12 protein-coding genes are annotated in these 16,135 nt (G+C 69.2%); 7 read left to right on the plus strand and 5 right to left on the minus strand.

Annotated features, from left to right (window positions below; translation table 11 throughout):
• Positions 1–41: 41 nt before the first annotated feature.
• The 5 genes from LRK53_RS05705 to gshB are packed head-to-tail and all read right to left on the minus strand — an operon-like array spanning position 42 to position 3,912.
• Positions 42–968: an aspartate carbamoyltransferase catalytic subunit gene (locus LRK53_RS05705; protein WP_027493067.1), complete on the minus strand. Its 927-nt coding sequence runs from the start codon at positions 966–968 to the stop codon at positions 42–44.
• 32 nt (positions 969–1,000) lie between these two features.
• A complete protein-coding gene (gene ruvX / locus LRK53_RS05710) occupies positions 1,001–1,450 on the minus strand; it encodes a Holliday junction resolvase RuvX (RefSeq protein ID WP_027493066.1) in 450 nt (149 codons plus the stop codon).
• Positions 1,447–2,016 (minus strand): YqgE/AlgH family protein, encoded by a 570-nt coding sequence (locus LRK53_RS05715; RefSeq protein WP_008435790.1) that lies wholly within the window; start codon positions 2,014–2,016, stop codon positions 1,447–1,449. Before LRK53_RS05715 ends, ruvX begins: the two co-directional genes overlap by 4 nt.
• Positions 2,017–2,068: 52 nt before the next feature.
• A complete protein-coding gene (locus LRK53_RS05720; protein ID WP_027493065.1) occupies positions 2,069–2,938 on the minus strand; it encodes an energy transducer TonB in 870 nt (289 codons plus the stop codon).
• Entirely contained in the window at positions 2,935–3,912 is a 978-nt protein-coding gene (gene gshB / locus LRK53_RS05725) for a glutathione synthase (RefSeq protein ID WP_027493064.1), read from the minus strand. Before gshB ends, LRK53_RS05720 begins: the two co-directional genes overlap by 4 nt.
• 330 nt (positions 3,913–4,242) lie before the next feature.
• Between gshB and LRK53_RS05730 the strand changes: the two genes are divergently transcribed.
• The 7 genes from LRK53_RS05730 (at position 4,243) to LRK53_RS05760 (ending at position 16,130) form a co-directional block, all read left to right on the plus strand.
• Positions 4,243–4,683, plus strand: coding sequence for a response regulator (locus tag LRK53_RS05730; RefSeq protein ID WP_425476890.1), 441 nt, complete (start codon positions 4,243–4,245; stop codon positions 4,681–4,683).
• Between the two features lie 22 nt (positions 4,684–4,705).
• Positions 4,706–5,077, plus strand: a complete 372-nt coding sequence (locus LRK53_RS05735; RefSeq protein ID WP_027493063.1) for a response regulator — start codon at positions 4,706–4,708, stop codon at positions 5,075–5,077.
• Positions 5,074–5,613, plus strand: coding sequence for a chemotaxis protein CheW (locus LRK53_RS05740; protein WP_027493062.1), 540 nt, complete (start codon positions 5,074–5,076; stop codon positions 5,611–5,613). Before LRK53_RS05735 ends, LRK53_RS05740 begins: the two co-directional genes overlap by 4 nt.
• 130 nt (positions 5,614–5,743) lie before the next feature.
• Positions 5,744–7,774, plus strand: coding sequence for a methyl-accepting chemotaxis protein (locus LRK53_RS05745; protein WP_027493061.1), 2,031 nt, complete (start codon positions 5,744–5,746; stop codon positions 7,772–7,774).
• 103 nt (positions 7,775–7,877) lie between these two features.
• Entirely contained in the window at positions 7,878–13,976 is a 6,099-nt protein-coding gene (locus LRK53_RS05750) for a FimL-related protein (RefSeq protein ID WP_027493060.1), read from the plus strand.
• Positions 13,969–15,624: a chemotaxis protein CheB gene (locus LRK53_RS05755; RefSeq protein ID WP_027493059.1), complete on the plus strand. Its 1,656-nt coding sequence runs from the start codon at positions 13,969–13,971 to the stop codon at positions 15,622–15,624. Before LRK53_RS05750 ends, LRK53_RS05755 begins: the two co-directional genes overlap by 8 nt.
• Positions 15,621–16,130 (plus strand): chemotaxis protein CheW, encoded by a 510-nt coding sequence (locus LRK53_RS05760; protein WP_027493058.1) that lies wholly within the window; start codon positions 15,621–15,623, stop codon positions 16,128–16,130. Before LRK53_RS05755 ends, LRK53_RS05760 begins: the two co-directional genes overlap by 4 nt.
• Positions 16,131–16,135 lie beyond the last annotated feature (5 nt).

Consider the following 16,135-nt stretch of genomic DNA (forward strand, 5'->3'; position numbering starts at 1 on the left):
GCCGTGGCCGGCAGCGGGCGACCGCCGGTCGGCGGGGCGGTTCAGCGGGCCAGCACTTCGTCGAGCACGGCCATGCGCACGAACACGCCGTTGCCGACCTGTTCGAGGATGCGCGACTGTGCGCCGTCGGCCACCTCCGAGGCGATCTCGATGCCGCGGTTGAGCGGGCCCGGGTGCATCACCAGGCAGCCCGGCGCGGCCAGACCCAGCCGGCGCCGGTCCAGCCCGTAGTGGGCGAAATACGCCGCCTCGTCCGGCAGTTCGATGCTGGCCATGCGCTCCTTCTGCAGGCGCAGCATGATCACCGCGTCGACGCCCTCGATGGCCTCGTCGAAGTTGCCGTAGCGGCGCACCTGCGGCGCCTCGTCCGCCGGCAGCATCAGCTCGGCCGGCCCGCACAGGCGGATTTCCCTGACCCCCAGTGCGGTGAACGCGTTGATGTCCGAGCGGGCCACCCGCGAATGCTTGATGTCGCCGCAGATCAGTACGGTCAGGTTGCCGAAGTCGGGCCGGTGCTGGCGGATGGTCAGCGCATCCAGCAGGCCCTGGGTGGGGTGCGCGTGGTTGCCGTCGCCGGCGTTGATCACCGAGACCCCGCTCATCGCATGGCGCACCAGCATGTCGGGCGTGCCCGACTGCTTGTGGCGCACCACGATGGCGTCCAGGTGCATCGCCTCGAGCGTGTGCAGGGTGTCGAACAGTTCCTCGCCCTTGCTGGTGGAGGACAGCCCGATGTCGAAGTTGACCACGTCGGCGCCCAGCCGCCGCGCGGCCAGCTCGAACGAGGTGCGGGTGCGCGTGGACGGCTCGAAGAACAGGTTGAGCACGGTGCGCCCGGCCAGCACGTCGAGCTTGCGGGTGCCGTGCGCGCAGGCGTCGCGCAGCGCCTCGGCGCGGTCGAGCAGGCGCTCGATGGTCTCGCGCGGCAGGTTTTCCAGGGAGGTCAGATGGCGCAGGCGAGGGCTCATGGCGGCGGGTCTGGAGTGAAAGGGAAGTTCGTTCAGGGGGCGGCGTTGTCGGCCGCTGGCACACCGGCGCCGGCGAGCCAGCGTTCGAGGATGACCGCGGCGGCTTCGGCGTCGATGTCGGCGGCGTCGCGGCGCCGCCTGAGCCCGGCGGCGCGAGCGGTGGCGAAACGTTGCGCTGCTTCCTGCGAGCTGTGCCGCTCGTCGACCAGCACCACCGGCAGGCCGTAGCGCTGCTGCAGCTGCGCGGCGAATCGGCGGGCGCGGCGGCTGGCGGGCTGCTCGGTGCCGTCCAGCGCCAGCGGCAGGCCGACCACCAGGGTGCCGGGCTGCCACTGCTGGTGCAGCGAGTCGAGGCGCGGCCAGTCCGGACTGTCGTCGCGGACCGCGAGGGTGGCCAGCGCGCGGGCGCTGGCGGTGTAGGTGCTGCCGATCGCCACGCCGGTGATCCGGCTGCCGACGTCGAAGCCGAACACGCAGCTCATGCGTGGCCCGCGTAGCCGGACAGCTGGCGCGGGTCGACCCCGACCAGGCCGGCGGCGGCGCTCCAGCGTTCCTCCAGCGGGGTGTCGAACACCACCCGGCCGCAGGCCTCGGCGGTGAGCCAGGCGTTGGCCATCAGTTCCTGTTCCAGCTGGCCGGCGTCCCAGCCGGCGTAGCCGAGCACCATGATCGCCTGACGCGGACCTTCGCCGGCGGCCATCGCCACCAGGATGTCGCGCGAGGTGGTGACCGACCAGTGGTCGTTGATGCGGTAGCTGGAATCCCAGTCGCCCGGTTCGTGATGCAGCACGAAGCCGCGCTCCTGCTGTACCGGGCCGCCGATCAGCACCGGCGCGTCGGCCAGCTCGCTGTCCTGGCATTCCAGTTTCATCTGCGCCAGCACGTCGCCGAAGCGGTACTCGGACAGCTGGTTCACCAGCAGGCCCACCGCGCCGGCCTCGTCGTGCTGGCACAGCAGCGCCACGCCGCGCGAGAACGGCGGATCGGCCAGGTTCGGCATGGCGATCAGGAAGTGTCCGGTCAGGGTCGAGGGCTGCACGGCGGTCATGCGTACATTGTAAGCGCAGCGCGTGCCCGGCGCAGGCATCGGTTGCCTTCGTTCAGCGCGTCTGCAGCACGTTGTTCGGCTGGAAGCGCCAGGTGCGGGTGATGTTGATCTCGTCGACACGTTCGGCGCTCCTGGGCGCCGGCGGGAACGGCGCGGCCAGGCGCACGATGCGCTCGGCGGCGGCGTCCAGGATCTTCTGGCCGGAGCTCTGGATCACCTCGATGCTCTTGATGCTGCCGTCGAGGTTGAGCACCACGGTGAGCAGCACGTCGCCGTGCAGGCCGCGGCGGCGCGCCTCCTCCGGGTAGTTGAGGTTGCCGACCCGCTCGACCCGGTCGGACCAGCCGCGTATGTAGGCGGCGTAGGCGTATTCGCGCGTGCTGGCGGTGAGGTACTTCACTTTCGGCCGCTTGGCGTAGGCCACCTTTTTCTGGCGCAGCTCGGCGGCCAGCTGGGCGATCGCCTGCTGGCGCTCCAGCTCGGCGGCGGCGGGCGCCTGTTCGTGCGGGTGGACCGCGCTCTGCGCCGTATCGCTGGTCACGCGGAAATCGCTGGCGCCGCGGGTGGTGACCATGCGCATCGGGGTGGCTTCGCGCGGCTGCGGGGTGGCGGCTTCGACCGGCTGCGCGGCGATGCCGGGGTCGGGCCTGGGGATCGCGCCGGAGAACAGGTCCGACGGTCGCGCCGCGCGGTCGCTGCGGCCGCCGCCGGTGTTGTTGGCCTGGGCCAGGAAATCCGCCTTGTCCGGCGCCTGCTGGTTGGCCACGTTGACCAGGGTCACGTCCAGCGTGGGCAGGCTGGGCGAGGGCTTCACGAAATGGAAGGTGATGCCCAGCAGCAGCACGCCGTGCAGCAGCAGCGAGAACAGCAAGGTGGCGCCGATCGGATCGGGCGGCGAAGGGGCGGTTGCAGTGGCGCTCACGCGTTGCGGTTTCCGGTGACGTGCCGTTCGATGACGTCGAACAGCTGGCCGGCAATGTTAAGCCCGAACTGCGCGTCCAGTTCGCGCACGCAGGTCGGGGACGTGACGTTGATCTCGGTCAGGTAGTCACCGATCACGTCCAGCCCGACGAACAGCAGGCCGCGCCGGCGCAGCTCGGGCGCCACCTGGCTGACGATCCAGCGGTCGCGCTCGGACAGCGGCACGCCGACGCCGCGCCCGCCGGCGGCCAGGTTGCCGCGGAACTCGTCGCCTTGCGGGATCCGTGCCAGCGCGTAAGGCACCGGCTCACCATCGACCACCAGCACGCGCTTGTCGCCGGCGCTGATCGCCGGGATGAACTTCTGCGCGATGGTGAATTGCCGCCCTTCGCCGTGCGGGCCGCCGCCCAGCAGGGTTTCCAGCATGGAATTGAGGTTGCCGTCGCCGGTCCGGGCCCGGAAGATGCCGCGCCCGCCCATGCCGTCCAGCGGTTTCAGCACCACTTCGCCGTGTTCGGCGGTGAACCGGCGCAGTTCGCCCGCGTCGCGCGACACCAGGGTCGGCGCGATGCATTGCGGGAAGGCCAGCGCGAACAGCTTCTCGTTGCAGTCACGCAGCGCGCGCGGGTCGTTGACCACCGCCACGCCGCCGCGCTGGGCCGCCTCCAGCACCATCGTATCGTAGATGAACTGGGCGTCGACCGGGGGGTCCTTGCGCATCAGCACCACGTCCAGCTCGCGCAGGTCGCGCCACTGCGCCGGGCCCAGCGTGAACCAGCGCTGCGGGTCCTCGCGCACCTCCAGCGGGGCGATCCGCGCCCATGGCTCGCCGTCGCGCAGCGCCAGGTCACCCTGCTCGAAATAGTGCAGCGAGTGGCCGCGGCGGTGCGCTTCCAGCAACATCGCGAAGCTGGTGTCCTTGGCTGTCTTGATCGCGCCGATGGGGTCCATCAGCATGCCGACCGAAAGGGTCATGGTGGTTCTCCGAGGGTGGCTCGCCGTGGGGCCGGCAGGCGTCTCAAGGCGGTTATGTCCGGTCGATATACTAAGGCGGCGCCGGCCGGGGCGCCGAATTGCGACGAGGCCGGCAGACCCGCGCTGTCGTCAGTGGCCAGATGGTGCCACTATGGGGCACCCGGCAATGGTGGTCCTCGGTGCGTTGATTATTGCTTGACAGTCTTGGCGGGCAGGCAGTAAACAGCAAAGCTACTGGATTCACCGCCTTAGCGCGGTTGTTGTTGGTTGTTTCGACATTTTTTGCATGCGCACCATCCGGCATGGCCGTTGCATGTCTTGATGACTATCCTGAGCTCGGGGCGGGCCGCAGGGGGAGTAGTGAATTTGAACATGAGCGCTAACGAGTTGGACGGTCTGAAAGTCATGGTGATCGATGACTCCAAGACCATCCGCCGCACGGCGGAAACCCTGCTGAAAAAAGAGGGCTGCGAGGTGCTGACCGCGGTCGACGGTTTCGAGGCGCTCGCCAAGATTTCCGACCAGAAGCCCGCCATCATCTTCGTCGACATCATGATGCCGCGGCTGGACGGCTACCAGACCTGCGCACTGATCAAGAACAACCCGCAGTTTCGCGCCACGCCGGTGATCATGCTGTCCTCCAAGGACGGCCTGTTCGACAAGGCGCGCGGCCGCATCGTCGGCGCCGAGCAATACCTGACCAAGCCGTTCACCCGGGACGAGTTGCTTGGTGCCATCCATCGCCACGTCAGCACGGTATCGAGCCACTGACTGCAGCTTCCGAGGGGGACCAGTGGCCACCATTCTCATCATCGACGACTCGCCGACCGACGTGCGCGTGTTCACCACGCTGCTTGAGCGGGCCGGGCATCAGGTCGTCGCCGTCAGCACGGCCGAGGAGGGCATCGAGTGCGTGCGCGTCGACATGCCCGACCTGGTCATCATGGACGTGATCATGCCCGGCATGAACGGGTTCCAGGCCACGCGTACGCTCACCCGCGATCCGAAGACCCAGAGCGTACCGATCGTGATGATCACCACCAAGTCGATGGAGACCGATCGCGTGTGGGGCTTGCGCCAGGGCGCCCGCGCGTTCATCACCAAGCCGGTGAACGAGAAGGAGCTGCTGGCGTGCATCAACGAATTGCTGCCGAGCGAGAAATGAACCCGTCCGTCAACCGCACTCCGTTCGAGATCCTGGCCCGTTACGAGCGACTGTCGCTGGCGCATGCATCGGATACGCAGGACAAGCTGAAAGCGCCCGGGTTGTGGCGCGGCATCGGTTTCCGGGTCGGTTCGCGCCTGCTGGTCAGCGGCATCGACGAGATCAACGAACTGCTGGCGGTTCCCCCGCTCACCCCGGTGCCGGGCACCCAGCCCTGGCTGCTCGGCGTGGCCAACGTGCGCGGCAACCTGGTGCCGGTGATCGACTTCGGCCGTTTCCTGTTCGGCGACCGCACCCAGCACACCGACCGCAGCCGCCTGCTGGTCGTGCGCCAGGGCGGCGGCAACGTGGCGCTGCTGGTGGACGAGGTGTTCGGCCAGCGCACGGTGGACGAGGAGCAGCGGCGTGAGGCGGGGCGCGAGGAAGATCCGCGACTGGCCCGTTTCGTCGACAGCCGGGTGGGTGAGCAGCAGTTGGCTGTTTTCAGCATGAACCGGCTGGTACGCGCACCGGATTTCCGGCAGGCCGCGGCCTGACCCCGGGGCAGGGCTGCAGTGGCAAGAAGGTTCGGCGCCGGCGCGGGCCGAAAACTTGGGGCAAGCATTCCCTGGCCGGTACCCGCTGTGCGGGGCTGGCAGCGTAATCAGCTAGACGGATGAGGTGAACATGAGCACTACAGGGGGCGTCAGCAGGGAACGCGGGTATACCGCACTCATTGTCCTGCTGCTGATTGCGATCGGTTTCGCGGCGCTGGACTTCTTCCTGCTCAACCAGAAGAACGGCGAGGATCGCCAGGCGATCGCGCTGACCACGCAGATCCAGGTGCTGTCGCAGCAGACGGCGAAGTTCGCGCTGGAATCGGCGGACGGCAACACCGACTCCTTCAAGGAGCTCGAATCCACCCGCAACGCGATCGACTCCGCCGTGCAGCGGCTGGGCAAGGGCGACCCCAAGAGCGGCATGCAGCCGTACGCGGACAACAACGCCACGCCCGCCGGCCGCGCGGTGAGCGCGCTGGATGCGTCGTGGAAACAGCTCGACGCCGACATCGGCAAGATCCTCTCCAACAAGGCCGTCGTGCTCGACTCCGGCCAGCGCGCGCGCACGCTGGCGCAGCAGATGCCGCTGCTCAACTCGAGCATGGAACAGGTGGTCAACATTCTGCAGCAGCGCAACGGCAGCTCCGAGCAGATGCTGGGCACCTCGCGCCAGATGCTGTCCGCCGACCGCATCATCCGCCGCGTGCAGGAAGTGCTGCAGGGCGGTGACAGCGCCCAGTCGGCGGCCGACGGCCTGTCGCGCGACGCGCAGTTGTACGGCAACGTGCTGAAGGGCCTGATCGAGGGCAACCCGGACAGCGGCGTGCGCCCGATCAACGACGCCAACGCGCGCAAGATCCTCACCGACATGGATGCCGGCTGGGCCCAGCTGGCCGACCCGGTGGCCAGGCTGGTCGCCGCCGCCGGCAACATCGCCGACGTGAAGCGGGCGGGCAACCAGGCCTCGCTGGATTCGCAGACCGTGCTGCTGCGCGCGAACGACCTGTCCGAGCAGATCGGCAAGCTGCCGCTGCGCCGGCTGTTCCCGAACGTGTGGTGGGGCCTGCTGGGCGCGATCGCCGCGGTGGCGTTCGCCCTGCTGCTGGTCATCACCCTGGTGCGCGACCAGCGCCGTCGGTTCGCCCAGAGTACCGAGCTGAACCAGCGCAACCAGGAGGCGATCATGCGCCTGCTGGACGAAATGGGCTCGCTCGCGGAAGGCGACCTGACCGTGAAGACCACGGTGTCGGAGGACATCACCGGCGCCATCGCCGACTCGGTGAACTACGCCATCGACGAGCTGCGATCGCTGGTGACCACCATCAACGAGACCTCCGAACAGGTGTCGTCCTCGGCGCAGGAAACCCAGACCACCGCCCGCCACCTGGCCAACGCGGCTGAGCAGCAGGCACAGCAGATCAGCACCGCGACCTCGGCGATCAACCAGATCGCCAGCTCGATGGACGACGTGTCGAAGAACTCCGCCGAGTCGGCCGACGTGGCCGAGCGCTCGGTGAAGATCGCCTCGCACGGCGCCGAAGTGGTGCGCGAGACGATCTCCGGCATGGACTCGATCCGCGACCAGATCCAGGAGACCTCCAAGCGCATCAAGCGACTGGGCGAATCCTCGCAGGAGATCGGCTCGATCGTGGAACTGATCAACGACATCGCCGAGCAGACCAACATCCTGGCCTTGAACGCAGCGATCCAGGCGGCCTCGGCCGGCGAGGCGGGTCGCGGCTTCGCGGTGGTGGCGGACGAAGTGCAGCGACTGGCCGAACGCTCCACCAGCGCGACCAAGCGCATCGAGACGCTGGTGCAGACCATTCAGTCCGATACCAACGAAGCGGTGAACTCGATGGAGCAGACCACCGCCGAGGTGGTCGCCGGCGCACGTCTGGCGGAAGACGCCGGCAGCGCGCTGGGCGACATCGAGCGCGTGTCGCACGACCTGTCCGCGCTGATTCAGAACATCTCCACCGCGGCGCGCGAGCAGTCCGCGGCGGCGACCGATATCTCGGTGTCGATGAACGCAATCCAGGAGATCACCTCGCAGACCTCGCAGGGCGCGAGCCAGACGGCCGACTCGATCGGTACGCTGGCGCAACTGGCGAGCGACCTGCGGCGCTCGGTGGCGCACTTCAAGCTGCCGGGTTGACATCGGCCGGGCCGGTTGCCGGCCCGATTGAGCAAAGCACAAGACAGGGGGCAGTCTCACTGGTTGCAGGATGCTTGCGTTGTGCAACCGTTGAGAGAGGCGCATGAGACTTCAAGACCACATCGATTTCACCACGCTGCAGTGGGTCAAGCCGGAACTCGACGACACCTTGTCGATCGCCCGCGAGGCGCTGGAGTCGTACGTCGACAACCCGGGCAAGCGCGACTACATGCGCACCTGCGTGGATCACCTGCACCAGGTGCAAGGCACCCTGCAGATGGTCGAGCTGTATGGCGCGGCGACGGTCACGGCGGAAATGGAGGCGCTTGCCCTGGCCCTGCTGGCGGACAAGGTCACCTATCGCGAAGAAGCCTATGCCGCGTTGATGCGCGGTTTGATGCAGCTGCCCGACTACCTGGAGCGGCTGTCCAGCGGCCACCGCGACGTGCCGGTGGTGCTGCTGCCGCTGCTCAACGACCTGCGTGCCAGCCGCGAACTGGAACCGCTGCCCGAATCGGCGATGTTCCACCCCAACCTGGATGCGTTCCTGCCGGAGCAGGCGCCCGCGGCGATGAGCGAAGCCTACGCCGAGGCGCATCGAGGCGAGCTGGTGGAGCTGCGCCTGCGCTTCCAGCAGCAGCTGCTGGGCTGGTTCCGCGGACAGAACGTCGCGCAGCAACTGGTCAATATGCGCAAGACCCTGCTGGCGATCACCGCGCGCTGTCATCAGGTGCATGGTCGGCGCCTGTGGTGGATCGCCGCCGGGGTGCTGGAAGGCCTGGAACAGGGCGTGCTGAAGGGGCAGGCCGGCGAAATCCGCCAGCTGATCGGCAAGGTCGACCGCAACATCCGGCTGCTGATCGAACAAGGTGAAGCCAGCCTGCGCGGCGGCGACGCGGACGACGTGGCCCGCAAGCTGCTCTACATCGTGGCGCAAGCCAAGCAACGCAGTCCGCAGATGGAGCTGTTGCGCGACATCTATGCGCTGGACACGCTGCTGCCCGATGCCGGCGAACTGGAGCACGCGCGCGGCTCGATGGCCGGGCACAACCGCGCCCTGCTCGATTCCGTCTCGCGCGCGCTGAAGGACGACCTGCTGCGCGTCAAGGAGGCGCTGGACCTGTTCCTGCGCCAGCAGAACGGCGACCCGGCCCAGTTGGCGGCGCAGGGCGAGGTACTCGAACGCGTGGGCGACACGCTCGGCATGCTGGCGTTGTCGGTGCCGCGCCGGGTGGTCGCCGAGCAGCGCCGGGTGCTCGACGAGATCGCCAACCGCATGCGCCAGGCCGACGAGGAAACCCTGCTCGACGTGGCCGGCGCACTGCTGTACGTCGAAGCGTCGCTGGACGACCACATCGAAAGCCTGGGCTCCGAGGACGAAGCGGGCACGAGCCAGGTCATGCCCAGCCTGCCGCGCAGCGAAGCGCTGGGCGTGGTAACCACGCTGATGCAGGAGGCGATCGCCAACACCGGCAAGGTCAAGGACGCGATCGTCGCGTTCGTCGAATCCGGCTGGGAACACGGCCGTCTGGCCGGTGCGCCGGAGCTGATGGACGAAGTCGCCGGTGCCATGCACATGCTGTCGTCGCCGCGCCCGGCCGAACTGGCCCAGGGCGTAGGCCGCTTCATCGGCAACGAACTGCTGGACGACCGCCGCGTGCCGAGCGGGGCGCAGATGGACCAGCTGGCCGACGCATTGGCGGCGCTGGAGTATTACCTGGAGGCGGCGCGCGAGCATCGCGGCGGCCTGGAACACATACTCGACGTGGCCGAGCACAGCCTGAGCCTGCTCGGCTACTGGCCGCTGCTGTCGGCACGCGTGGCATCCGCCGCGCCGCTGGCGTCCGAGGCGGCGCCGGTCGCATCCGCGGCTGTGGACGGAGAACATCTGGAACTGTCCGAGTCGGTCAGCCTGCTGCCGGGTGAGGACCTGAGGCAACTCTTCGTCGGTGACAGCCAGCCGCTTGCCGCCGCCGTCCACGATCTCGACGGGCTGCGCCTGGCGCAGACCGAAACCGCCACCCCGGCCGGCGCGGATCGCGCCGCGGCCGACGAGGCTGGCGAGGACTGGATCGAGATCGAGGAAGAGGTGGTCGAGCAGGTGCCGGTGCGCGACGCACTGGCGGACAACACCAACTTCAACGTCAATGCCGAAGGCATCGACGACGATATCCGCGAGATCTTCCTCGAGGAGATGCAGGAGGAAATCGACAACCTGCGCAGCGCCGAGCAGCTTTGGCTGGCCGACCCCGCGCAGAGCGCGGCGCTGGTCGGCATCCGCCGCTCGTTCCACACGCTGAAGGGCTCGGGCCGGCTGGTCGGTGCCGGCGTGCTGGGCGAGTTTGCGTGGAAAGTGGAGGACATGCTCAACCGCGTGCTGGACGGCACCATCCAGCCGGACGAAAACGTGCAGGCGCTGGTGCGTCATGCGATCGACGCGCTGCCGCAGCTACTGGCCGCGCTCAAGGGCGAAGGCATGCCACGCGCACCGCTCGGCGCGATCATGCATACCGCCGAACAGCTCGCGGCCGGCAACCCGGCGTGGGTGGAGGATCACGCACCACGCGCGATGGAGACGGTGCGCCGCATCGTGCGCCGGCGCGTGCCGCGTCTCGACGCGGCGGCCGAATCCATACCCACAGCGGGCCTGGCCGGAGTGGGCGCCGCCCCGGAGCCGATCGAACCCGAGCACGCCGTGGAGATGCCGGTGATGCCGCCGGTGGACCCGGTGCTGCTGGAGATCCTGCGCAGCGAGGTGGCGCAGTACCTGCAGACCATCCGCGCCGCGATCCAGCGCAGCGACGACGAGTTGCCGATCGGCGAGGAACTGCTGCGCGCCGTGCACACGCTGCACGGGGCGATCGCGATGGTCGACATTCCGCTGCTGACGCAGCTGCTGTCGCCGCTGGAGGGCCTGTTCAAGCGCCTGCGTGCGGCCAACCTGCCGCTGTCGTCCGAGGGCTTGCGCCTGCTGGGCCAGGCGGTCGACGTGGTCGATCGCGTGATGAGCCAGTTCGACGCGGCCGAGCCGCAATTGCCGGACGCCGACGCGCTCACCGCGCAGATCGCCAGCCTGCGCGACCGCTACCCCGAGTCGAAGGTGGCGCACGTCGTGTTCGAGCCGCAGGCCGACGAGGCCGACGAGGCCAAGTCGGCGGAAAGCGCCGGTGCGACCGACGAGGCCGACGAGGCCGACGAGGCCGAGGCCTACCAGGCGATCATCGCCGACTCGCTGGCGGCCGGCATGGCCGACGCCGCGGCGGCACGGGCCGGGACGGCGCCCGCCGATGCCCCGGCCAATGCCGGCGAGATCCCGCAGGTCCATCTGGAAGATGCGCAACACGCCGAGCTGACCGCCGAGCTGGTGGCGGCACTGGGCGCCTTTGAGCCCGAGCGGGCCGATGCCGAGCGGGCGGCTGCCGAAAAGCTGGCGGCCGAGCAGGCCGCGGCGGCGCGGGCGGAAGCAGAGAAACTGGCAGCCGAACAGGCTGCGACAGCGCAGGCGGAAGCAGAGAAACTGGCAGCCGAACAGGCTGCGACAGCGCAGGCGGAAGCGGAGAAGCTGGCGGCGGAGCAGGCCGCGGCAGCGCAGGTGGAAGCGGAGAAACTGGCGGCCGAGCAGGCCGCGGCGGCGCAGGCGGAAGCGGAGAAACTGGCGGCGGAGCAGGCCGCGGCGGCGCAGGCGGCAGCAGAGAAACTGGCGATCGAGCAGGCTGCGGCAGCGCAGGCAGCCGCAGAGAAGCAGGCGGCCGAACAGGCGGCAGCGGGCCGGACCAGCGAAGAAGCGACCGGCACCGTGACGCCGGAGCCTGCGCATGCCCTGGCCGGGTCCGGCCAGATCGACGCCGACCTGATGGAAGTCTTCATCGACGAGGCGCGCGAGATCCTCGACCACGCCGACGACGTGCTGGCCCAGTGGCATGCCGAACCGGCCGAACTGGTGCACGTGCCGGAACTGCAGCGCGACCTGCACACGCTCAAGGGTGGCGCACGCATCGCCGGGCTGACGGCGGTGGGCGACCTCAGCCATGCGATCGAGACCCTGCTGGAGGAGCCGATCCGCGATGTGTCCAGGACCGGGCCGCTGATCGCCGCGCTGGAGGCCAGCTTCGACCAGTTGCACGCGCTGGTGCAGCGGGTGGCGCAGGGCCAGGCAACCGAGTACCCGCGGGCGATGATCGACCACCTGCTGGAGCTGGCCGGCGAAACCGTGCTGGCCGACGACGCGACCGCCGCGATGCCGGCGCCGGCGTCGGTTCCGACCGCATCGTCGCCGGCCGTTTCCGCGGCGGGCGAGCCAGGGCTGCCCGAGCTGATGCCGGAAGCAGAGGAGGAAGTGCGCTCCCCGCAGGAGCAGATCCGCGTTCGCGCCGACCTGCTCGACAACCTGGTCAACCATGCGGGCGAAGTGGCGATCTACCGCTCGCGGCTGGAGCAGCAGGTTGCCGGCTACCGTTTCAACCTGGTCGAGCTGGAACAGACCGTCGCGCGTCTGCGCAGCCAGTTGCGCATGCTGGAAATCGAGACCGAGGCGCAGATCATCGCGCGCTTCCAGCGCGAGCATCGCGAGGCGGGCATGGCGGCGTTCGATCCGCTCGAGCTCGACCGCTACTCGCAGCTGCAGCAGTACTCGCGTGCGCTGGCCGAGTCGGTATCCGATCTGGTGTCGATCCAGAGCATGCTGGACGAGCTGACCCGCCAGGCCGAGACGCTGCTGATCCAGCAGTCGCGGGTCAGCACCGAGCTGCAGGACGGCCTGCTGCGCACGCGCATGCTGCCGTTCGACACGATGGTGCCGAACCTGCGCCGCACGCTGCGCCAGGCCGCTCAGGAGCAGGACAAGCACGCCCAGCTGCACGTGGACGGTGCCCACGGCGAAATGGACCGCAACCTGCTCGACCGCATCAAGGCGCCGTTCGAGCACATGCTGCGCAACGCGATCGCGCACGGCATCGAGACTCCGGCCGAGCGCCGCAAGGCCGGCAAGCCGGTCGAGGGCGTGGTGAGCATCACGGTCGCGCGCGAGGCCACCGAAGTGGTGATCCGGGTCAGCGACGACGGTCGCGGCCTGAACCGCGAAGCGATCCGCAAGCGCGGCATCGAGCGCGGGCTGCTGCGCCCCGAGACCCGGCCGACCGACAACCAGCTGCTCTCGCTGATCACCCAGACTGGCTTCTCCACCGCCAGCCAGGTCACCCAGCTGGCCGGCCGTGGCGTCGGCATGGACGTGGTGGCGAACGAGATCAAGCAGCTCGGCGGCTCGTTGTCGATCGAGTCCGAGGAAGGCAAGGGCACCACCTTCATCCTGCGCCTGCCGTTCACCCTGGCGGTGACCCAGGCCATCCTGGTGCGCATCGGCGAGGCCACGTTCGCGATCCCGATAACCTCGGTGCAGGGCGTGGCGCGGGTCAACCCGGACGAGCTGACCGCGCTGATGGCCGAGGCCGAACCCTCGTTCCAGTATGGCCTCGAGGATTACGGCATCCACGACCTGGCCGAACTGCTGGGTCTGCCGCCGGGCCTGCCGACCGAGGACGAGCAGCAGCCGTTGCTGCTGACCCGCGCTGGCGACCTGCGTGCGGCGATCCGCATCGACGCGGTGCTCGGTTCGCGCGAGATCGTGGTCAAGTCGGTCGGTCCGCAGATCAGTTCGGTTCCCGGCCTGCTCGGCGCGACCATCATGGGCGATGGTTCGGTGCTGATCATTCTCGACCTGGCACCGCTGGTCCGCCACGGCATGATCCGGCGCGAACAGCGCCTGGCCGAGGGCCTCAGCGCGGTGCAGGCGCCGGTGGTCGAGGAAGTGCAGACCAAGCCGCTGGTGATGGTGGTGGACGACTCGATCACCATGCGCAAGGTCACCAGCCGCGTGCTGGAGCGCCACGAGTACGAGGTCAGCACCGCGAAGGATGGCGTGGACGCGCTGGAGAAACTGCACGAGCGCGTGCCGGACCTGATGCTGCTGGACATCGAGATGCCGCGCATGGACGGCTACGAGCTGGCCACCCACATGAAGGCCGACCCGCGGCTGCGCGACGTGCCGATCATCATGATCACCTCGCGCAGCGGCGACAAACACCGCCAGCGCGCGCTCGACATCGGGGTGGACCGCTACCTCGGCAAGCCGTACCAGGAAGCCGAGTTGCTGGTGCAGATCGGCGAAGTGCTGGAGCAGCGTGCGGTGGAGCCGGTTCATGACTGATACGGCTCCCGCGGTCGCCTTGCTGTTCGACGACACCGAGCTGGGTAGCCAACTGCGTGAGGCGCTGCATGAGCGCGGCGCCCGGATCGTGCACGAAGGCGGCGTCGCCAGCTTCAGCCGCGAGTTGCTGCAGCAGGTCGGCGCCGACGTGCTGGTGGTCAACCTGGACGACAGCGCCGACGACGCACTCGACCGCCTCTACGAGGTGATCGACGACGACTGTCCGCGGGTGGTGTTCAACGACGCCCAGGCCAGCCGCGCGCTGGCCGGCTGGGACCGCGCCCGCTGGGCGCGCCATCTGGCGGTCAAGGTGCTGGCCGGGGGCGACATCGACCCGCCGCGACCGGGCGATGCGCCCGGCATCGAGGTGGCCGCGGCGGCGCAGCCGCCAGCGCCTGCGGCCGAGGCCGTCGCGATGGCCGCTCCGGAGATGGCCGCGCCAGCGGCGCAGCTGGTAGCCGAGCCAGCCGTGGCGGTCGACGCCGAACCGGTGGCCGGGGTCCCGGCGCGCGATGGCGCCGACGGTCGGCATGGTCAGATCGCATCGGTGGAATCGGAAAGCCTGGCGGCGGAGCTCGAAGCTCTGCTGGCCTCCGGCGAACTGCCGGCGGATGACGACATGTCAGCCGGTCCGGGCTTGCGTTTCGTCGACGACGAAGAGCCGCCGGCGCTGCACGACGGGAACTTCGGTGCGCCGGCGGGGGGGGCGGCGGCGCTGCCGATGGCAGAGGCGCCGGTACTGTCCGATCTGACGCCCTCGGCGTTCCAACTGGATTCCTTGCCATCGTCGCCGCTGACCGACGTCGCGCTCACCACCGTGCCGGCATCGCCGGTGCGTGCCCCCGAGGGCTGGATGCTGGTCGACGACGAGGCGCCGCAGGCCGCGCCGGAAGCCCCCGAAAGCCCGGATGCCCAGGTGTTCGGGATCCAGAAGCTGAGCGCTGCCGACTTTCTCGCGCCTGATGTCGAAATGGTCGCCGCCGACATCGAGCCGCGCATGAGCCTCGAGCTAGTGTCGATGGAGGAAGCCATCGCGCCGCAGGCGTACGTGCATGAGCATGAGATGGTGCTCGACGATCTCGACGGTGCGCTGAGCCGACTGGTGCTGCTCGGTGCCGCCATCGACGGCATCGACGCGGTGTGCGCCTTCCTGGCCGCGTTGCCGGCGTCGACCGGGCAGACCTTCCTGCTCACCCAGCATTTGGGCCGGCAGTCGGATGCGTCGCTGGTGGCGGAGTTTTCCGCCAACTGCGCGTTGCCGGTGCGGCTGGCCAAGGGCGGACGCGCCAGGCCCGGCGAGGTATTGCTGGTGCCGGCCGGGCAGCAGGTGCGCCTGCGCCGCGACGGCAGCATCGAGCTGCAGGCGAACGGCGCCGATGCGCCGCCGGAGCCGTCGATCGACGCCAGCCTGAGCATGGCGGCGAATGCGTTCGGGCGCGATGCGCTGGCGATCGTGTTCGCCGGGCGCGGCAACGATGCCGTGGCCGGCGCGCAGGCCATCCACGATCGCGGTGGACAGGTCTGGGTGGAGTCGTCGTCCGGCGAGCATTTCGCCGACATGGTCAGCGGCATCCTTGCCGAACGACTGGTCAGTTTCTCCGGTACGCCGCCCGAACTGGCGGCGCACCTGATCGAGGTGTTTCCATGAGTGATCCGCTGCCGCGTGAAATCCGTTGCGTCCTGGTGCCGGTGGGCAACCTGCGCCTGCTGCTGCCGAACGCCACCATCGCCGAGGTGGTCACCCACAGCACGCCCGAGCCCCTGGCCGGTGCGCCCGCCTGGCTGCTCGGCCGGATCGCCTGGCGCGGCTGGCGGGTGCCGCTGGTGTCGTTCACCCAACTGGCCGGCACCGAGGAGGGCGACGCCGAACTGATCGTGCGCGTGGCCGTACTGAAGGCACTCGGCGGCAACCCGAAACTGCCGTTCATCGCCGTGCTGACCCGGGGTTTCCCACGCCTGACCACGCTGAATGCGGAGCTGATCATTCCCACCCACGACGGCAAGCCGCTGCCGCCGGGCGTGCGCGCGCACGTGCTGGTGCGTGACGACGTGGCGATGATCCCCGACCTGGAATGGATCGAGGCGAGCTTGCTGGACCTGCTCGATGCCGCCGAGCCGGCGGAGTCGGTGGCGTCGTCGGTCCCGCACGACTGAACCGC

The organism is Rhodanobacter thiooxydans, assembly GCF_021545845.1.
GTDB lineage: Bacteria > Pseudomonadota > Gammaproteobacteria > Xanthomonadales > Rhodanobacteraceae > Rhodanobacter.